Source organism: Myxococcota bacterium, assembly GCA_035498015.1.
GTDB lineage: Bacteria > Myxococcota_A > UBA9160 > SZUA-336 > SZUA-336 > VGRW01.
In genome coordinates this window covers 33,269-51,686 of sequence record DATKAO010000108.1, presented here as the reverse complement: position 1 = coordinate 51,686, position 18,418 = coordinate 33,269, and the positions used below count along the sequence as shown (strand labels likewise).

Annotated in this window: 18 protein-coding genes and 1 pseudogene; 6 read left to right on the top strand and 13 right to left on the bottom strand. The window is 71.8% G+C overall.

Annotated elements, in window-relative coordinates; genetic code table 11:
- Positions 1 to 155 (bottom strand): cytidine deaminase (locus VMR86_09630; protein ID HTO07301.1); only part of this gene is annotated, 155 nt, incomplete at its 3' end.
- A 273-nt stretch (positions 156 to 428) separates the two neighbouring features.
- Positions 429 to 734 (bottom strand): annotated as a pseudogene (locus tag VMR86_09625) (hypothetical protein).
- Positions 735 to 788: 54 nt separating this feature from the next.
- Here VMR86_09625 and VMR86_09620 point away from each other — a divergent pair.
- Positions 789 to 1,733, top strand: coding sequence for an NAD-dependent epimerase/dehydratase family protein (locus tag VMR86_09620; protein ID HTO07300.1), 945 nt, complete (start codon positions 789 to 791; stop codon positions 1,731 to 1,733).
- On the opposite strand, the gene VMR86_09615 is transcribed toward VMR86_09620, so the two are convergent.
- Positions 1,715 to 2,581: a 50S ribosomal protein L11 methyltransferase gene (locus VMR86_09615; protein ID HTO07299.1), complete on the bottom strand. Its 867-nt coding sequence runs from the start codon at positions 2,579 to 2,581 to the stop codon at positions 1,715 to 1,717. The genes VMR86_09620 and VMR86_09615 overlap by 19 nt on opposite strands.
- A gap of 41 nt (positions 2,582 to 2,622) precedes the next feature.
- Here VMR86_09615 and VMR86_09610 point away from each other — a divergent pair, with 41 nt between their 5' ends.
- Positions 2,623 to 3,576, top strand: coding sequence for an aminopeptidase (locus VMR86_09610; protein ID HTO07298.1), 954 nt, complete (start codon positions 2,623 to 2,625; stop codon positions 3,574 to 3,576).
- Entirely contained in the window at positions 3,573 to 4,070 is a 498-nt protein-coding gene (locus VMR86_09605) for an HAD family hydrolase (GenBank protein ID HTO07297.1), read from the top strand. Before VMR86_09610 ends, VMR86_09605 begins: the two co-directional genes overlap by 4 nt.
- Here the strand turns inward: VMR86_09605 and VMR86_09600 are convergent.
- The 10 genes from VMR86_09600 to VMR86_09555 all read right to left on the bottom strand — a co-directional run bounded on the left by VMR86_09600 (position 4,053) and on the right by VMR86_09555 (position 15,024).
- Entirely contained in the window at positions 4,053 to 4,208 is a 156-nt protein-coding gene (locus tag VMR86_09600) for a hypothetical protein (protein HTO07296.1), read from the bottom strand. The two genes, VMR86_09605 and VMR86_09600, sit on opposite strands and share 18 nt — an antisense overlap.
- A gap of 12 nt (positions 4,209 to 4,220) precedes the next feature.
- A complete protein-coding gene (locus VMR86_09595; protein HTO07295.1) occupies positions 4,221 to 6,374 on the bottom strand; it encodes a DNA internalization-related competence protein ComEC/Rec2 in 2,154 nt (717 codons plus the stop codon).
- Between the two features lie 101 nt (positions 6,375 to 6,475).
- On the bottom strand, positions 6,476 to 6,808 hold the full coding sequence (locus tag VMR86_09590) for a hypothetical protein (protein HTO07294.1): 333 nt from the start codon (positions 6,806 to 6,808) through the stop codon (positions 6,476 to 6,478).
- 173 nt (positions 6,809 to 6,981) lie between these two features.
- Entirely contained in the window at positions 6,982 to 7,905 is a 924-nt protein-coding gene (locus VMR86_09585; GenBank protein ID HTO07293.1) for an aspartyl protease family protein, read from the bottom strand.
- 18 nt (positions 7,906 to 7,923) lie between these two features.
- Entirely contained in the window at positions 7,924 to 9,876 is a 1,953-nt protein-coding gene (uvrC, locus tag VMR86_09580; GenBank protein ID HTO07292.1) for an excinuclease ABC subunit UvrC, read from the bottom strand.
- The gene (uvrB, locus tag VMR86_09575; GenBank protein HTO07291.1) at positions 9,873 to 11,963 is read right to left on the bottom strand and encodes an excinuclease ABC subunit UvrB; all 2,091 of its coding nucleotides are present in this window, start codon (positions 11,961 to 11,963) and stop codon (positions 9,873 to 9,875) included. The genes uvrC and uvrB overlap by 4 nt, the downstream gene beginning before the upstream one ends.
- Positions 11,956 to 13,359, bottom strand: coding sequence for a cysteine--tRNA ligase (gene cysS, locus VMR86_09570; protein ID HTO07290.1), 1,404 nt, complete (start codon positions 13,357 to 13,359; stop codon positions 11,956 to 11,958). Before cysS ends, uvrB begins: the two co-directional genes overlap by 8 nt.
- Positions 13,356 to 13,835, bottom strand: coding sequence for a 2-C-methyl-D-erythritol 2,4-cyclodiphosphate synthase (gene ispF, locus VMR86_09565; GenBank protein HTO07289.1), 480 nt, complete (start codon positions 13,833 to 13,835; stop codon positions 13,356 to 13,358). The genes cysS and ispF overlap by 4 nt, the downstream gene beginning before the upstream one ends.
- Positions 13,835 to 14,524, bottom strand: a complete 690-nt coding sequence (gene ispD / locus VMR86_09560) for a 2-C-methyl-D-erythritol 4-phosphate cytidylyltransferase (protein ID HTO07288.1) — start codon at positions 14,522 to 14,524, stop codon at positions 13,835 to 13,837. Before ispD ends, ispF begins: the two co-directional genes overlap by 1 nt.
- Positions 14,525 to 14,541: 17 nt before the next feature.
- Positions 14,542 to 15,024, bottom strand: coding sequence for a CarD family transcriptional regulator (locus VMR86_09555; protein ID HTO07287.1), 483 nt, complete (start codon positions 15,022 to 15,024; stop codon positions 14,542 to 14,544).
- A 197-nt stretch (positions 15,025 to 15,221) separates the two neighbouring features.
- On the opposite strand from VMR86_09555, the gene VMR86_09550 reads away from it, so the two are divergent.
- The 3 genes from VMR86_09550 to VMR86_09540 all read left to right on the top strand — a co-directional run bounded on the left by VMR86_09550 (position 15,222) and on the right by VMR86_09540 (position 18,414).
- A complete protein-coding gene (locus VMR86_09550) occupies positions 15,222 to 15,854 on the top strand; it encodes a helix-turn-helix domain-containing protein (protein HTO07286.1) in 633 nt (210 codons plus the stop codon).
- Positions 15,851 to 17,611, top strand: coding sequence for a TolC family protein (locus tag VMR86_09545; GenBank protein HTO07285.1), 1,761 nt, complete (start codon positions 15,851 to 15,853; stop codon positions 17,609 to 17,611). Before VMR86_09550 ends, VMR86_09545 begins: the two co-directional genes overlap by 4 nt.
- Before the next feature lie 335 nt (positions 17,612 to 17,946).
- Positions 17,947 to 18,414, top strand: coding sequence for a polymer-forming cytoskeletal protein (locus tag VMR86_09540; protein HTO07284.1), 468 nt, complete (start codon positions 17,947 to 17,949; stop codon positions 18,412 to 18,414).
- Positions 18,415 to 18,418 lie beyond the last annotated feature (4 nt).

Below are 18,418 nucleotides of genomic sequence, written 5' to 3'. Positions count from 1 at the left end.
GCGCAGCGCGGGCAGCCGCCCTCGTTGCAGTTGCGGATGCCGCGCGGCGTGCCGTTGTAGCCGGTCGAGATGATGCGGCGGTCGAGCGCGATCACGGCGCCGACCTTGCGCTTGATGCAGTTGCTGCGCGAGGCGACCACGCGCGCGATGTTCATGAAGTACTCGTCCCACGGCGGCCGGTCGCGAAAGAACAGACGGTCGCGCAGCACCTCCTCGAGCTGCGCCTCGAGCGCAGCCAGGTCGCCCTCGTTGCGAATCACTCGGTCGGCGAGGTCGCGCACGGCGAGCAGCTGCTGCGCGGCCCGGTCGCCGCTGCCGAGCTCGCGCGCCTCGAGCGACTGGAAGGTCTCGAAGTCGGCGCCGTCGCCCGGCCGTGCGCGCGTGAGCGAGCGCTCGAAGCGCAGCCGCGGGTCGGCGTCGATCCACAGGAGCAGGAAGTCGCCGCCCGCGCGCAGCGCCTCGACCTCGGAGGGGTGGCGGATCGAGTCGATCACGTGGTTGCGGTCCGACGGCAGCATGCGCTGCACCCGCTCGGCCAGCACCGCCGAGCCGAAGCGCTCGCGCAGCGCGCGGCCGCGCTCGATCATGTTCTCGCGCGTGGGCTCGAGCCCGTCGCGCGCCAGGTCGGCGCGGATCACGTCGGAGAGCGAGGCCGGGTAGAAGCCGCGGCGCTCCAGCAGGCGCACCACCTCGCCTTTGCCTGCCGCGATCGTTCCGGCGACGCCGACCTTCATCGTCTCTCCTCCCCTGGGCTGCAGAGTAACACTTGCGTGCTAGCCTCGCGCCCGGTGAATCGCGTGCGGACACTCGTCACGGGCGCCGCCGGCTTCGTCGGGGGTCACCTGATTCCCGCCCTGCGCGCCGCCGGCCGCGAGGTCGTGGGCGTGCACCTGCCGGGTCTTCCGCCCGGGGCCGCCGGCGACGTGGACTGGCGCGCCTGCGACCTGCGGGACCGGGGAGCGCTCGCGCGGCTCGTGGCCGAGGTCCGCCCGGTCGAGGTGATCCACCTGGCTGCGCTTGCCGCGCCTGCGGAGGCCGAGCGCGCGCCGCTCGAGGCGCTGCGCGCCAACTATCTCGCGCTCGATTCACTGCTGGCCGCGCTCGCGGCCGCGCCCGCCCGGCTCCTGTTCGTGTCCACCGGCGAGGTCTACGGCCCCGCGCGCGCCGACGCACCGGCACGCGTCGAGAGCGATGCGCTGCGGCCCATGAACCTGTACGCGGCGACCAAGGCCGCGGGCGAAGTGCGCGTGGGCTGGGCGGTGGAGGACGCCGGGCTCGACGCCGTGATCGCCCGGCCGTTCAATCACACCGGGCCGGGCCGGCCGGCGCTGTACGCGGAGTCGTCGTTCGCGGAGCAGCTCGCGCGCATCGAGCGCGGCGCGCAGGAGCCCGTGCTGCGCGTCGGCAACCTCGCGCCCGTGCGCGACTACTCCGACGTGCGCGACGTCGCGGCCGCCTACGTGCTGCTGCTCGAACGCGGCGCGCGCGGTGACACGTACAACGTGTGCTCGGGCGTGCGCCGCTCGATGCGATCCGTGCTCGAGCGCCTGATCGCGCGCTCGAGCGCGCGGCCGCGGGTCGAAGTCGACCCCGCGCGCTTCCGCGAGCTCCCGCCCGACGGCGTGGCGTTCGCGGGCGACGCCAGCCGCCTGCGCGCGCTCGGCTGGGCGCCGCAGCGCTCCGCGGACGACGCCTTCGACGCGCTGCTCGACGCCTACCGGGCCGCGGCTTGAGTCAACAGGCGCGCGCACCAGCGGTCGCCGGACTGGATCTCGCTCGACTCCCGGGCGGTCGCGAACGGGTGACTCGCGAGCGCCCGCTCCAGGCTGACTCGTTCGCGCGCGAGATAGCCGGAGAGGATCGCCACGCGCCGCGCGCGCGCGAGCAGGTCGGCGAGACACGGCAGGAGCTCGTGCAAGAGGAGGTTCGCGACCACCACGTCGAAGCGCGCCCCGGGCGCGAGCGCGTCGAGCGTGGCGCAGGCCAGACGCAGCGGCAGCCCGTTGCGCGCGCGGTTCTCGGCCGCGTTCACCAGCGCCACGGGATCGGCGTCGATGCCGGTCGCGGCCGCCGCGCCGCGGCGCAGCGCGCCCAGGCCCAGGATCCCGCTGCCGGTGCCGAGGTCGAGCACCGTGTCTCCGGGCCGCAGCGCCTCCTGCAAGAGCTCGAGCGAGAGCCGGGTGGTCGCGTGCTCGCCCGAGCCGAACGCCTGCTGCGGGTCGATCACGAGCTCGGGCGAGCCGGCCTGGGCGCAGAAGCTCGGCCGCACCCACAGCCCGCCGATGCGCCGGGGCGCGAGCCCCGCGCGCCAGGCGACCTCCCAGTCCTGCGCCACCACGGGCGCGAGCTCCACGAGCCGGACCGCGCGCGCCGGGTCGGCCAGCGCGCGCAGCGCCTCGGCGGGCGCGCCCGCGGCCGCGAACCACGCGCGCAGCTCGACCCGCTCGAGCGCGCCGTCGGCGGCGCGCTCCTCGATGCCGGAGGTGCCGAGTGACCACAGCTCGGCCACCAGGCGCTCCGCCTCGGCCTGCGGCGCCTCGAGCCGGGCGATCCAGCTTTCGGCGGGCGCTCGCCTGCGCACTCTGGCTCCTCCTCCCCGGCGCGTCCGCGCGCGCCGACAACATGCTGTCCTATCTCACTCACGTGGGCATCGGGCAGCTCCGGCTCCTGTGGTCGCGCGAGTCACTCACGCCCGAGAAGATCGCCCAGCTGCCGCCCGAGGAGCGCACCAACTACGAGGCGTTCCGCAGCGCGATCGCCTTCGGAGAGTCGCTCGGCCTCAGGCAGACCACAAGCTACAGCCGCCTGGCCGACACGGGGAAGGACTGGCTGGTGCAGGTGGTGACCGCCGCGCCCGCGAACGCGCTGCGGCCGGTGGAGTGGTGGTTCCCGATCGTGGGCAGCGTGTCGTACCGCGGCTACTTCGACGCGGCGCGCGCGCAGGCCTTCGCCGACGAGCTGCGCTCGGAGGGCCTCGACGTGTATCTGCGGCCCTCGCCGCTCTACTCCACGCTGGGCTGGTTCGAGGACCCGCTGCCCCGCCCGATCCTGCGCTGGCCGATCGAGGAGCTGGTCGACACCGCGATCCACGAGCAGACCCACCTCACGGTGTACGTGCCGAGCGACGTGTCCTACGACGAGAGCCTGGCCACGTTCGTCGCGCACCACGCGACGCTGCAGTATTTCGCCGACCGGCCCGAGCTCGCCGAACGCGCCCGTGAGGCCTTCGCCGACGAGCTCACGTTCGCGCGCCTGTTGAACGAGCTGCGCAACGCGCTCGATGCGCTCTACGCCGAGAAGCTCACGCCCGAAGAAGCGCGCGCGCGCCGCGCGCCGATCTTCGCGCGCTACCAGACCGAGGTGTACGCGGCGCAGCCCTGGAAGAGCCAGCGCTTCGCGCGCTTCCAGTCACTCGAGCTCAGCAACGCGTGGATCGTCGGGAACCGCGACTACTTGGGCCTGGTGCCTTGCTTCGAGCGCGAGCTCGCCGGCCTGGGCGGCGACCTGACGGCGTTCGTGAAGGCCCATCGCGAGAAGCCGGGTCACCGGCCCGAGGGCTGCGAGGAGGCGAAGTGACTCGCCCCTTCGTGTTCCTCGACCGCGACGGCACGCTGATCGAGGACCGCGGCTACGTGCACAAGCTCGAGGACTACGCGCCGTTGCCGGGCGCCTACGAGGCGGTGCGCGCGCTGCGCGCCGCGGGCTTCGGGACCGCGATCGTCACCAACCAGTCCGGGATCGGACGCGGTCTGTACGGCGAAGACGACTACGGGCGCTTCCAGGCGCACCTGCGCCGGGACTTCGCCGCGCACGGCGCGGAGCTCGACGCCGACTACCACTGCCCGCACCGGCCGGACGCGGGCTGTGAGTGCCGCAAGCCGCGGCCGGGGCTGGTCGTGCGCGCGCAGCGCGAGCTGGCGGTGGATCTCGCGCGCAGCTGGGTGATCGGCGACCAGGACAGCGACGTGGGCCTGGCGCGCGCGGTGGGCTGCGCCGCGGTGCGGATCGGAGCCGATGCTTCGAGTCTGCTCGAGGCGGTGCGCCGCTACGTGCTAGCCGAATCCCGGTAGCCAGCCGAACCAGCGCAAAGCGACCAGCAGGATGGCGAGCACCATCAGCACGTTCCAGACGCGATTCACCCGCTTCCAGTGCGCGGCGCGCTGCGCCTTCCAGGTCTCCGGGTCGACGTTGTCGGGCCTGCGAGCCATCGGCGCGGGATCTTACCAGTCGCGCCACTCCGGATTCAGCCAGGGCGCGACGCGCGGACCCGGCCGCGCGAGCTCGACGTCGAGCGCGCCGGCGCGGCGTGTCTCCCACAGGCTGATCGCGCGCGCGCCCAGACGTGCGCGCACCGCCGGGTGCGGCAGCGGCGAGCGCGGGCGGCGGCCCGCGCTGGCGATCGCGACCACGGGCTCGAGCGCATCGAGCCACTCCGGATCGCTCGAAGTCGCGCTGCCGTGGTGACCGAGCTTGAGCACGTCGCACTGCGGGAGTGTGCCGGCGAGCGCGCGCTCGACCGCGCCGGGCGCGTCGCCGCCGAGCAGCGCACAGGCCCGCGGACCGCCGACCTGCAGCACGAGTGACCCGGCGTTCGTGGTCGGAGCGAGATACTCGACCGGCGGCCAGTGCACGCGCAGCGCGAGCTCGCTCACGCCGAGCGCGTCACCCGCGGCGATGATCCGGACGCGCACGCCCAGCCGCGCCGCTGCCAGGCGCAGCGGACGCAGCGCCGGGGCGGCGTGTGTCTCGCGGCCGAGCCACAGCTCGCCGACGGGCACCCCGGCGAGCACGGCGGGCGCACCGCCCACGTGGTCCAGGTCGGCGTGAGTCAGCGCCAGTGCATCGAGCTGGCGCACGCCGAGCGCGCGCAAGCCCGGCACGACGACCGAACGCCCGGCATCGAAGTCGGCCGCGCGCGTGCCCGTGTCGACCAGCCACGCGTGCCGCCCGGCGCGCACCAGCACCGCATCGCCGTGACCCACGTCGAAGAAGGTGAGTCGCGGGGCGTCGACGGGCTCGTTCTCCGCCGGCCACGCCAGCCAGAGACTCAGCGCGGCGACGGCGGCCGAGCACGCGCAGAGCGCGCGCCGCCGCTGCGCGGCGCCGCGCGCTCCGTAGGCCAGCGCGGCGAACAGAGCGGCCCGCGCGACGCGGTCGCGCGGGCCCGCGAGCAGGTCGGGCGTCGCGAGCAGCTCGAGCCCTCGCACCCCGAGCTCCGCCGCGGCCCGTGCCAGCGGGGCCAGCACCGGCACCAGCCCGGCCGCGAGCGCCGGCGGCACGACCGCGGCGCCGAACCAGGGCACCGCGAGCGCGTTGGCGAGCAGCCAGCCGGCCGGCAGGGGCGCGCCCAGCCCGGCCGCGAGCGGCGCGGTGATCGTGCCCGCGGCCAGCGAGGCGTGCGCCAGACCGCGCAGCGCGCCCGCCGGCGCCCGCCACAGCAGGAGCCCCGCCACGGCCGCGAACGACATCTGGAACGACGCCTCGAAGAGCGCTCCCGGATCGAACGCGAGCACGACCAGGGCCGCGGCGGCCAGCGCGTTCCAGCCCAGCCCGCGGCGTCCGCCGAGCAAGGCGATGCCGCCCGCCGCAGCCATCGCCGCCGAGCGCAGCGCCGGCGCCTCCAGTCCGCACAGCGCCGCGTAGCCGAGCCCGGCTGCCGCCGCAGCGACCATGCCCGCCGCGCGCGCGGCGCGCACCCACGCCAACGCGCGCAGGCGGCCGAGCAGCCCGGTGACACAGATCTGTGTCAGCCAGAACACCCACACGATGTGCGTGCCCGAGACCGACAACAGGTGCGTCGTGCCCGAGTCGGAGAAGGCGGCGCGCAGCGGCTCGTCGAGACGCGAGGTGTCGGCGACGGCCATGGCGCGCAAGAGCGCCCCGGCGCGCGTGGGCAGCGCGGGCGGATCGAGGGTCTCGGCCACGTGCCGGCGGGCGCGTTCCAAGAGGGCGGCCGGGCCCTGCGGCGGAAGACCGATCGGGGCCAGCGCCTCGCCGCTCTGCCTCGCCAGCCGCAGCACGCCGCGGCGCGCGAGGCGCCGCGGCGAGTCACTCGCGCCCGGGTTCGAGGGCGGGCGCAGCGGCTCGAGCCGCACGCGCGCGAGCGCCTGCTGGCCGGGGAGCAACTCGCAGGCCTCGCCGCGCGCGAGCAGCAGCGCCCGGCCCGGCCGCGCCCCGTGCAGCCACACGGTGACCCGGCACGCGCCATGACTGGCGCGCGGTGCCTCGAGCAGGGTGACCGCCACCGGGCCGGGCTCCGCCGTCGGCACGGGGGCGTGCAGGCGCAGGCCCAGCGCGAGGGCGCCGAGCGCCCCGCCGAGCGCCGCTTCGGCAGTCCGGCTGCGCGGAAACAGCGCCCACAGCGCAGCGAGCACGCCCGCCGCGCCGGCAGCCCATGCCGGCTCGAGCTCGAGCCCGTCCTCGAGCCAGATTCCCGCCGCAAACGGCGCCAGCAGGAGGAGTAGAGGGACGCCGGTCAGTGCAGCGTGCGCAGGACCTGGGGGGCGCCGAGCTGCTCGCGCAGCCGCTCGAGGAACACGCCGACCACCTTCAGTGACTCGTCGATCTTCTGCAGCTCGCCCACGAACTGCCCGACCAGCACCTGGGCCTCGGCGAGCGTCTTGTCTTCGGCCTGCGGCAGCGAGCGGTAGGCCGAGGCGAGGCAGGCCATCAGCGCCTCCCAGTCATCCGACGACGGGCGGCTCTGCGCGACCTGTTCGAAGACCGGCACGAACTGCTCTGCAAACGCAGGGCTGACTCCGTAGCGACCTTCCAGGAGCTCGACGATCTTCCGGTGAAACGGCGACATGCGCCGCGTGAGTAGCAAGCTCGGTGCCAAACGCGGCTCCCGCCGGGCGTTCGCGCGAATCACCCCGCCCTACACCCAGCTGCGTCAGGAGTTGCGCAGCCCCGTGGCGCGGAGCGCTCTCGGGGCTGCCGGCGCAAGGAGAAAAGCTTTCCCGCTGCGGAGGACCGCGCTTCTCACCGCCAGCCGGGCGGAACGCCGGCGGCCTGCGCGCGGTCTTCGAGCTCGTCGAGCTCGTGCTGCGCCGCGCTCTCCAGCTTGTCGAGCTTGTCGAGGTAGTTCGCGGCGATGGTCTCCGACTCCTCGGGCACCTTCTCGCGCGCGCGTTGGATCATGGCCAGCCGCTCGTGCAGCTGACGGAAGCGCTGGCGCCAGGCGGCCTCGTTCATGCCGTCGTACACGCCGTCGACCTTGGACAGGTCGATCTCGGTGAGTCGCAGCTCGCCCTGGGCCGGGTCGATCGCCACTTGGAAGTGATTGAAGAAGGGCATGCCGAGCAGGCCCTCGCTCATGGTGTCGAGCACCGCCATCTCGACGTTCTCGACGGCGACGTCGCCCACGCGCACGAGCGGCATCACGATCAGCGGCACGAGCGCGGGCTTGCCCGAGATGCCCACCAGCGAGATGCGCGGCGTGTCGTCGTCGATCTCGATCCCCAGCTCGCGTACCACCCAGGCGGGCACGGTGTTGAGCGAGGCGCCCGTGTCGACCTTGAACTCGCACTGGGCGCGGTCGGCGAGGGTCACGTTGAGCGAGATCTCGTGACTCGCCTTCTCGAAGTGCAGCACGTGCACCCGTCCGGGCCGCGAGCCGTCCTGCGGCTCCAGCGCGAGCACGCGCGAGGCGGAGCGCTTGCTGGCGGGCTGCGCCGGACTTGCCGCCGCGGGGCTGGGGGCGCTGGTGGGCGCCGGCGCACTCGCGGGCTTCTTGCCGCGCGTCGGCTGCACGGTCACCGTCGCGCCCGGGGGCACCTGGGCGCGGTCGTCGGTCACGTGCACCTGGCCCTCGGAGTCGACCCAACGGTACAGATCGGCCCGCGCGCCGGCAGCGAACGCGCAGAGTGACAGGCAAGCCGCGGCAACCACGAGCTTCCCACGCATGTCCCGCTCCCGAACGGACTAGGAAAGGTCCGACTCGGGGGTAGGATCGGCGGCGGGTGTGTCCGACTTGACCCCGTCGGTCACCTCGGATGGGGTCAGCTCGGGCGGGGTTACTTCAGCGGGCACCTCGGGGTGGAAGAAGCGGTGCACGATGGCAGCCGCGCGCCGGCCCAGCTTGGGCACCGCTGCGAGCTCCTCGAGCGTCGCGGCGCGCACCTTCTCCAGGCTGCCCAGGTGGCGCAGCAGCGCGCGCCGGCGGGTCGGGCCGATGCCCGGCAGCTCGTCGAGGATCGAGCGGAACTGCGACTTGCGGCGCAGCTCGCGGTGATAGGAGATCGCGAAGCGGTGTGACTCGTCGCGCACCCGCTGCAGGAGCAAGAGCGCCGGCGAGTCGGTCGCAAGCAGGATCGGGTCCTTCACGGCCGGCAGGAACAGCTTCTCGCGCTTCTGCCCGCCGTGGCGCAAGACGCGCGGTGAGGCTGACTCCTCGTCGCGCTCCTTGGCCAGCGAGGCCAGCGCGATGCCCTCGACGCCCAGGTCCGTGAACAGCGCGCGCGCCGCGTTGAGCTGGCCCTTGCCGCCGTCGAGCAGCAGGAGGTCGGGCGCGGGCTCGCTCTCGAGTCTCTCGAGCCGCCGGCGCAGCACCTCGCGCATGGCTCCGTAGTCGTCGCCCGGCTGGGTCTCGCGCAGCTTGTATTTCCGGTAGCCGGCCTTGTTCGGGCGCGCGTCTACGAACGAGACCCGCGACGCCACGCCCAGACTGCCCTGCAGGTGCGAGATGTCGTAGCACTCGATCGTGACGGGCACGCGCTCGAGCCGCAGCGCCTCGCGCACCGACTCGAGCAGCTCGGCCGTGTTCTGCTCCTTCTGGTCGCGCGCCTGGAGCGCGAGCGCGGCGTTCCGGGTCGCGAGCTCGACCAGCCGGCGGCGTTCGCCGCGTTTGGGCAGCGCGATCTCGACCGCGTGCCCGGCGCGCTCGCGCCACAGCTCCTCGAACGCCGCGGCGCTCTCGAGCTCGACCGGTACCAGCACCTCGCGCGGGATCTCGCGCTCGGCGTAGAACTGGGTCAGGAACGAGCCGAGCGCCTCGGCGTCGTCGCCCGCCACGTCGCGGAACTGGTACGAGGCGCTGCCCGCGATCTTGCCCTGTCTCACGTGCAGCGCCTGGATCTCCAGCCGCGGCCCCTCGCGCGCGATGCCGAACGCGTCGCGGTCCACGAACTGGCGCGAGACCATGGCCTGTGACTCGACGGTGCGCTCGACCGCGCGCACGCGGTCGCGCAGCCGGCCCGCCTCCTCGAAGCGCTCCGCCTCGGCGGCAGCGCGCATGCGCTGCTTCAGCTCGGCCAGCAGGTCCTCGGCCTTGCCGCGCATGAACAAGGCGGCCCCCGAGACCAGCTCGCCGTAGGCCTCGTCCGAGATGCGCCCGCAGCACGGCGCCGCGCAGCGTCCGATCGAGTGCTCGAGACACGGCCGGCCCTGGCGCCGGTAGCTGCGGAACACCGGGTCGCTGCAGGTGCGCAGCGGGAAGATGCGCTGCAGGGTGGCCAGCGTCTCGCGCAGCGAGAGACTCGAGGTGTACGGCCCGAAGTACAGCGCTCCGTCGCGCGCGAAGCGCCGTGTCTCGGTGAAGCGCGGGTACGGCTCCTCGGGATCGAGCCGCAGGGCGAGGTAGTTCTTGTCGTCGCGCAGCCGCACGTTGAAGCGCGGCTTGTGCTGCTTGATCAGCTGGTTCTCGAGCAGCAGCGCCTCTTTCACGTTGGCGGTGGCGATCACCTCCACGTCGGCGATGCGCTCGACCAGAAACGGCACTTGCATGCGGCCGTCGCCGCCGCGGTTGAAGTAGCTGCGCACGCGCGCGCGCAGGCTCTGCGCCTTGCCCACGTAGAGCACGCGCGCGTCGGCGTCGCGGAACAGGTAGACGCCGGGCTCGACCGGGAGCAGCGCGATGCGCTCCTCGAGCGGAGTCACCGCCGCCTGCGCCCGCCGCCCCGTCTGCCGCCGGGCCCGCGCATGCCGCCGCCGCGCCGGGGCGAGGCCGCAGCGGGCTGGCTCGCGCCGGCTTCGCCCTCGTAGCCCGCCAGCAGCGCGCCCTCCTCGAGTGTCTTGATGCGGTCGCGCAGCTCGGCCGCGCGCTCGAAGTCGAGGTCCTCGGCGGCCTTGCGCATCTGCGCGCGCAGCTTCTGGACCTCGCTGCGCAGCTCCTCGGGGCTGAAGTCGAGGTCGGCCGCCTTCGGCACCGTCACGTAGTCGGCCTCGTACAGGCTGTCGGAGAGCGCCGTGATCGCGCTCTCCACGGTGCGCGGAGTGATTCCGTTCTTCTCGTTGTACTCGGCCTGGAGCGCGCGCCGGCGCGTGGTCTCGGCCATGGCGTCGCGGATCGAGTCGGTCTCGACGTCGGCGTAGAGCAGCACCAGCCCGCGCACGTTCCTGGCGGCGCGGCCCATGGTCTGGATCAGCGAGCGCGTCGAGCGCAGGAAGCCCTCCTTGTCGGCGTCGAGAATCGCGACCAGAGACACTTCGGGCAGGTTCAGGCCCTCGCGCAGCAGGTTGATCCCGACCAGAACGTCGAACTCGCCGTTGCGCAGGTCGCGCAGGATCTCGGTGCGCTCGATCGTCGGCACCTCGGAGTGCAGGTAGCGCACGCGGATCCCCACGTCCTGGTAATAGCTGGTCAGCTCCTCGGCCATGCGCTTGGTCAGCGTGGTCACCAGCACGCGGTCGCCGAGCGCCACGCGCTCGCGGATCTCGCCGAGCAGGTCCTCGACCTGGTTCTTGGCCGGCCGCAGCACGACCTGGGGATCGATCAGACCCGTGGGGCGGATGATTTGTTCGACCACCACGCCCACGCTCTTCTCGAGCTCGTACTCGGCCGGGGTGGCCGACACGAACAGCACCTGGCCGACGCGCTGCTCCCACTCCTCGAAGCGCAGCGGCCGGTTGTCCACCGCCGAGGGCAGCCGGAAGCCGAAGTCCACCAGTGTGTCCTTGCGCCGGCGGTCGCCGCGGAACATGCCGCCGATCTGCGGCACGGTCACATGACTCTCGTCGACGAAGCACAGGAAGTCCTTGGGGAAGTAGTCGATCAGCGTGTACGGCGGCTGGTCGCGCACCCGACCGTCGAGCCAGCGCGAGTAGTTCTCGACGCCGTGGCAGAAGCCCATCTCGGACAGCATCTCGAGGTCGTACATGGTGCGCTGCTCGATGCGCTGCGCCTCGAGCAGCTTGTTCTCGCCCTTGAACTGCTGGATGCGCTCGTCGAGCTCGCCGCGGATGCCCTCGATCGCGCGCTCGAGCCGCTCGCGGGTCTGCACGTAGTGACTGTTCGGGAACACCACGGCCACGCGCGGCTTGGCGAGCACGCGCGCGCGCAACGGGTCGATCTCGGAGATGGTGTCGACCTCGTCGCCGAAGAACTCGACTCGGATCGCACGCTCGTCTTCGTAGGCCGGAAACACCTCGACCACGTCGCCACGCACGCGGAACGTGCCGCGGTGGAAGTCGAGGTCGTTGCGGTCGTAGAGCATGTCGACCAGCTTGCGCGTGAACTCGTCGCGGCGCATGCGCTGGCCGACTTCGACGTAGGCGTGCATCTGGCCGTAGGTCTCGGGCGAGCCCAGGCCATAGATGCACGAGACACTCGCCACCACGATCACGTCGCGCCGTGACAACACCGAACGCGTCGCGGAGTGGCGCAGCTTGTCGATCTCCTCGTTGATCGAGGAGTCCTTCTCGATGTAGGTGTCGGTGGTCGGGATGTAGGCTTCGGGCTGGTAGTAGTCGTAGTAGCTGACGAAGTACTCGACGGCGTTCTTGGGGAACAGCTTCTTGAACTCGCCGTAGAGCTGCGCGGCCAGGGTCTTGTTCGGCGCCATGACCAGCGTGGGGCGCTGCACGCGCTCGATCACCCACGACATGGTCGCGGTCTTGCCGCTGCCCGTGATGCCGAGCAGCGTCTGGTGCGAGATACCCCGGGTCAGGCCATCCACCAGCTCCTCGATCGCGCGCGGCTGGTCGCCGAGCGGCCGGTAGTCGGAGACGACCTCGAAGTCAGCCACGCTTCCACCGTGTGCCCTGCGGCGAATCGGTCAAGGTGATGCCGCGGCGCTTGAGCTCGCCGCGCAGCTCGTCGGCGCGCTTCCAGTCCTTGGCGGCGCGCGCGGCATCGCGCGCGCGCACCAGCGCGTCGATCTCGGCGTCGCTCTCCTGCTCCTCGGGCTTGGCGTCGGCCAGGCCGAGCCCCAGCACCTGGTCGAACTCGCACAAGAGCTGCCACTTCTCGCGCCCGCCCAGTGAGTCGCTGCGCGCCACCTCCCAGGCCACCGCGAGCGCGCGCGGCGCGTTCAGGTCGTCGGCCAGCGCGGCGCGGAAACGCGCGCGCAGCTCGGCCGCTTCTTCCGGCCCGCGGCTCGACGCGTCTTCGCGCGCCTCGAGCGCATGGCGCAGGAGGCGCTTGCGCGACTGCTCGGCGCCGCGGATGGCCTCCTCCGAGAACGCGAGCTGCTGGCGGTAGTGACCGCCCAGCAGGAAGTAGCGGTAGGAGAGCGCGGCGATGCCCGCGTCGAGCAGCGCGTCGAGGTTCAAGACGCTCCCGCCCGTCGACTTCGACAGCTTCGAGTCACCGAACATGAGCCAGCCGCCGTGCAGCCAGTACGGCACCCACGGGTGCACGCCCAGCGCCGCCTCGGACTGCGCGATCTCGTTGGGGTGGTGCACGGGGATGTGGTCGACGCCGCCGGTGTGGATGTCGAAGCGCTCGCCGAGGTGCTTCACGCTCATCGCCGAGCACTCGATGTGCCAGCCGGGAAAGCCGCGGCCCCAGGGACTGTCCCACTCCATCTGTCGTGACTCCCCCGGCGGCGAGAGCTTCCACAGCGCGAAGTCCGCGGCGTTTCGCTTCTCGCTGGCGTGCTCGATGCGCTCCTGGGTCTCCTGCTCGGCGAGATCCAGGCGCGCGAGCTCGCCGTAGTGCGGGTCCTTCGAGGTGTCAAAGTACAGCCCGTCGCGGGTCGCGTATGTGAAGCCCTTCGCAGCCAAGGTCCGGATCATCGCGATCTGCTCGGGGATGTAGTCGGTCGCCTTGCACCAGACGTCGGGCTCGCGGAAGGCGAGCTTCGCCAGGTCGGCGCGGAACACGCCGGTCCACTTGGCCGCGATGTCCCAGGCGCTCTGGTGCGACTCGCGCGCCGCCTTCTCCATCTTGTCGTCGCCCGAGTCGGCGTCGCTGGTCAGATGACCCACGTCGGTGATGTTGATGACGTGCTTCACCCGGTAGCCGAAGTAGCGCAGCGTGCGGTTCAAGAGGTCCGCGAACACGTAGGCGCGCAGGTTGCCCAGGTGCTGGCGGCTGTAGACCGTGGGCCCGCAGGAGTAGATGCGCACGAAGCCCGGCTCGAGCGGCACGAACGGGTCCTTGCGCCGGGTCAGCGTGTTGTAGAGCACGAGCTCGCTCATCGCGCGGCCCGCTCCAGCAGCACGACCGCCTGCGCGGCGATGCCCTCCGCGCGGCCCATCGCCCCCAGGCCGTCGCTGCTCTTGAGCTTCACGTTCACGCGCTCGCGCTCCACGCCGAGCAGCTTCGCCAGGCTCTCCTGGATCTCGATCCGGAACGGCGCGAGACGCGGCTCCTGCGCGATGATCGTGGCGTCGACGTTGGCGATCGCGAGGCCGGCCGGCGCGAGCTTGGCGACGATCTGACTCAACAGGAGTGAGCCCGCGGCGTCCTTCCAGCGCGCGTCGCTCGACGGGAAGTGCACGCCCAGGTCGCCCTGGCCCAGCGCCCCCAGCAAGGCGTCGCCGACCGCGTGCGCGAGCACGTCGGCGTCGGAGTGACCTTCGAGCCCGCGCGCGTGCGGAATGCGCACGCCGCCCAGCAGGAGCGCCCGCCCCGACACCAGCCGGTGTACGTCGTAGCCCTGCCCGATGCGCATCACGCGTCTCCGCGCGCGGCCAGCGCGGCCTCCGCGCGCGCCAGGTCCTCGGGATGGGTCACCTTGAAGTTCCCGGCGCGGCCGGCCGAGGTGCGCACCTCGACGCCCAGCCGCTCGACCAGCGACGCGCAGTCGGTGCCCTCGAAGCCGTCGCGTTCGGCCTTCTCGAGCGCTTCCCGCAGGACCTCGATCCGGAATGCCTGCGGCGTCTGTGCGAGCCCGAGCCGGGCGCGCTCGAGCGTGCGCTCGACGCGGGCTCCGTCGAGCAGCTTCACGGTGTCACTCGCGGGCAGCACCGGCAGGGCCGCGCCGGTCTCGCGCGCCGCCGCGAGCACGGCCGCCACGTCGGCGGGCTCGACCAGGCAGCGCGCCGCGTCGTGCACCAGCACCCAGCGCAGGTCCGGCCGCGCCGCCGCGCCGGCCTCGAGCCCGCGCAGCACCGAGTCCTGGCGCCGTTCGCCGCCGGTCACGGGCGGAAGCCAGGCGACCTCGCCCAGGCCCGAGATCGGCTCGGCGGAGAGACCCGGTGGCAGCACCGGCTGGATCGCTTCGACCTCGGCGCTGCGCGCCAGCGCCGCCACGCTCCACTCGAGAAGAGTCCGGCCGCGCAGGCGCACGAATCCCTTCGGGACGTCTCGGCCCAGGCGGACTCCCTGCCCGGCCGCGAGCACCACAGCCAGCGCACGCATGGCTTTCGAATATAACGCTACTTGACCGCCGCGCGGATCGAAGCCTCGATCTCTTCCGCGCCGGTTTTCTCCGCAGCGGCGAGCTCTTGCACGAGCAGCGAGCGGGCGTTCTCGAGCAGCTTGCGCTCGCCGAACGACAGCTCCTTGGTGTGCTGCAGCCGCAGCAGGTCGCGCAGCACCTCGGCAGTCTCGAAGATCGTGCCGACCTTCAGCTTCTCCTGCAGCTCGCGGAACTGGCGGCTCCAGGCAATGCCGCTGCGCGGCCGCGTGCGCTTGCGCTCCTTCAGGATCTTCCAGATGCGCGCGGCGTCGTTGCCCTCGATCGGCGGGCGCAGACCCACTTCTTCGATCCGGTCGCGCGGGATCAGGATGCGCGACTCGTCGTCGAGCTTGCGCAGCACCAGGAATTCGAGCCGGCGGCCGGCGATCTCCCGCACCTGCAGGGCCTCGACGCGTGCGACGCCGTGCCCGGGGTATACCGCGAGCTCACCGACCTTCACTTCCCATTTCCTGGCCCCTGCCGCCAAGACGACCCCCCGGAACCGTCGCCCACCCTGCCCGGCCGCGCCCATCGTAACACTTCGGCTCGGGGCACCGGGCGAGTTGCACATGCCCTGCCTGTCCGCGTAGGCTGATGACTGAGCGTTCAGTCGACTGGACCTCGTTTCATCGCACTGAACCGAGATTTGGGGGAACCGTGGCGGCGCCGCATCACGCGCGGACGAAAGAGGAAGTCATCAAGGACTTCCGCACGAGCGAGATCGTGCGCGCGGCGCGGCGCGTGATCGGCGAGTCGGGCTTCGACGACGCGTCGATGGAGCGCATCGCCAGCGAGGCCGGGATCTCCAAGGGCACGATCTATCTCTACTTCCGCAACAAGGAAGACCTGCTCGCCAACGTGGCGCAGCTCGGCTACGAGGAGCTGATCGCGCGCGCCCGCGCGCAGACCGCGCGCGCGCGCGGCACGAAGGCCCAGCTCGTGGCGCTGATGCGCGCTGCGCTCGAGCACACGCGCGAGAACCGCGAGATCTTCCGCGTGGTGCAGGAGCGCACCCAGCTCGGCTTCCGCCGCGAGTCACTCCTGGGGCGCAAGCTCGAGGAGAACCGCGAAAGCCTCTTGCAGTACGTGCTGTCCATCGTCGAGGCGGGCGCACACAGCGGCGAGCTGCGCAAGTGTGACACCCGGCGCGCCGCGCGCTTCCTGATCGAGACCATGCGCGGCGCGATCATCGACCGCATCCAGAACGCGTCACTGAAGAGCGTCGAACGCGACGCCGAAGCCATCGTCGACTTCTTCCTTCACGGAGTCGGCGCCACGGAGAAGACATGAGCTGCTCTCGAGGGATGACTCTGTTCCTGGTGATCGCCATCGCGCGCGCCGCGGCCGCGCAGGAGCTGAAGCCCGAGGACGTGCTCGGCCACGACCTCGACCTCAGCGTGCAGCAGGCCGTGCAGCTCGGGCTGGAGAACAGCTTGAACCTGCAGATCATCCGCAACGATCCCGCGCTGGCGCGCGAGCGCGTGCGCGAGGCCGAGGGCGTGTGGGACCCGACGCTGAACGGAACGTTCCTGCAGAACCACAGCGAGACGCCCGTCGCCAGCTCGCTGCAGGCGTTCTTCGGCACGGTCGGCGATCGCACCGAGGACAACAGCAAGAACTACGGCACGAGCCTGAACGGCATCTTGCCCTACGGCGCGAGCTACACCTCGGGCTACGTGTTCCAGGACCTGAGCTCGACCTCGGGACTCACTTCGCTCAAGCCGCAGTACACCGCGGCCTGGGCCAGCGCCTTCACCCTGCCCCTGCTGCGCGACCTGTACTGGGGCACGCCCGACTATCTCGTTCGGCGTTCGCGCCTCGACCAGAAGATCAGCGACGAGAACTTCCGCAGTCTGCTCGAGGACGGCGTGCTGCGCGTCGAGACCGCGTACTGGGACCTCTCGGGTTTCCGCGCACTCGAGGTCGCGACGCAGCAGGCGCTCGACACGGCGCACGAGCTGCTCGACCAGACGCAGGTCCAGTACCAGGTAGGCACGGTCTCGAAGGTGCTCGTGACCCAGGCCGAAGCCACGCTCGCCCAGCGCGAGTCGGAGCACATCACGGCGCTGAACAACGTGCGCCGCGCGCAAGACAACCTGCTGACGGTGATCCTGGCCCCCGACATCAACGACTACGCCAACACGAACATCCGCACCCACGATCCGGACTTCGTCGAGTACCAGGTCGACGTGAACGCCGCGGTGGAGAAAGCGCGCGTGAACCGGCCCGAGCTGTCGACTGCGGCCATGCAGGTCGAGCAGGCGGACATGGCGGAGAAGTGGAGCTGGAACCAGAAGCTGCCGCTGTTGAACCTGGGTGCGACTTACACCATGAACGGACTCTCGGGGTCACAGAAGACGAAGCCGGGCGTGGTGCTGTTCGGGCCCACGCGCCTGAACAACACCCTGGGCATCACCGGCCAGCCGCAGCCGGGGCTCAGCATCAACCCCGTGACCTCCGCGCTGAACCCGGGACTCGACACGATTCCCGGCACCGCCGACGACTTCTACTCGGGCACCCAGGTCCCGGTGCAGAACCAGCCCGACTTCGGCTTCGGGCGCACGCCCGCGGCGGCGAACTCGAGCTTCTTCGACGGCCACGGCTTCCACAGCTGGAGCGTCGGCGCGACCTTCAGCTATCCGATCCCGAACGACACGGCCGACGCGCGCTACGTGCAGCGCAAGATCGAGCTGCGGCGCGCGAAGACCGTCTACTCGCGCACCAGCCAGGACGTGGTGCTCGACGTGCGCAGCGCCGTGCGCGAGCTGCAGAGCAACATCGACGCGGTCAAGGCCGCGCAGCGCCAGCGCGTCGCATCCGAAGAGGCGTTGCGCGCGGAGCAAGAGCGCCTGCGGCTGGGTGACTCGACGCCGCACAACGTCTCGCTCTTCCAGGACGACTTCCTCAGCGCGCAGGGCCGCGAGATCACGGCGCTGCGGAACTACCGCGTCGCGATCTCCGCGCTCGAGCGCGCGCAGGGGACGCTGCTCGAATCGAGGGGAATCTCCGTCGAACAGGAACGCGACCGGGGCATGGATCAGTACTGATTGTCGCGTGGGCACCCTACCCACGCTCCGGATTGTCGCGTGGGCACCCTACCCACGCTCCGGATTGTCGCGTGGGCACCCTACCCACGCTCCGGATGGTCGCGTGGGCACCCTGCCCGGGAGACGCGGTTGTCAGCTTCTGCCGCTGGGGAGTACCCTGCGCCTCGCCGTCGTCGTCGACGATGGTGGGTTTGTGAGCCGTCTCACGGAACGGAAGCCGCAGCGCGCCGCAACGTAAGTGCGCATGCGGCGCCAGTACGTTCGGGGTGATCATGGCGTTGTGGAAAAACAAGGGTGAGGGTGAAGCGCAAGAGCGCAGCGTCGAGCCGAGCCGAGTGATCAGCGCACCGCCGATCACGACGCCGAGCCCGACGCCGCCGGAGCGCCGCCACCCGGGGGGTTACGAGATGGCGAACATCGGGAAGTCGATCAGCATCAAGGGCGACGTCGTCGGCGACGAGGACACGATCCTCGAGGGGCGCGTCGAAGGCCGCGTGTCACTGCGGAATTTCCACCTCACGATCGGGCCCAACGGCGATATCCAGGGCGAGGTGTCGGCCAAGCAGGTGACCGTCGTGGGGAAGATCGCGGGCAACGTGATCGCGAGCGAGCGCATCGAGGTGCGCGAGACGGGCCGCATCCAGGGCGACCTGATCGCCCCGCGGCTCACCGTGGCCGAGGGTGCCGTGATCAACGGCGCCATCACCATGAAGGAAGCGAGCGCGCTCGAGAAGCAGCTCCGCCCCGCGGAGAAGAAGCTCGAGGCCGCGCCCTCGCCGATCGTCGGCCAGAAGGCGAGCTGAGCGC

Coding starts and splice junctions, on each gene's coding strand:
- VMR86_09610 (HTO07298.1), top strand. CDS start 2,623: ATGCTGTCCTATCTCACTCACGTGGGCATCGGGCAGCTCCGGCTCCTG.
- VMR86_09600 (HTO07296.1), bottom strand. CDS start 4,208: ATGGCTCGCAGGCCCGACAACGTCGACCCGGAGACCTGGAAGGCGCAG.
- VMR86_09590 (HTO07294.1), bottom strand. CDS start 6,808: ATGTCGCCGTTTCACCGGAAGATCGTCGAGCTCCTGGAAGGTCGCTAC.
- VMR86_09585 (HTO07293.1), bottom strand. CDS start 7,905: ATGCGTGGGAAGCTCGTGGTTGCCGCGGCTTGCCTGTCACTCTGCGCG.
- cysS (HTO07290.1), bottom strand. CDS start 13,359: ATGAGCGAGCTCGTGCTCTACAACACGCTGACCCGGCGCAAGGACCCG.
- ispF (HTO07289.1), bottom strand. CDS start 13,835: ATGCGCATCGGGCAGGGCTACGACGTACACCGGCTGGTGTCGGGGCGG.
- ispD (HTO07288.1), bottom strand. CDS start 14,524: ATGCGTGCGCTGGCTGTGGTGCTCGCGGCCGGGCAGGGAGTCCGCCTG.
- VMR86_09545 (HTO07285.1), top strand. CDS start 15,851: ATGAGCTGCTCTCGAGGGATGACTCTGTTCCTGGTGATCGCCATCGCG.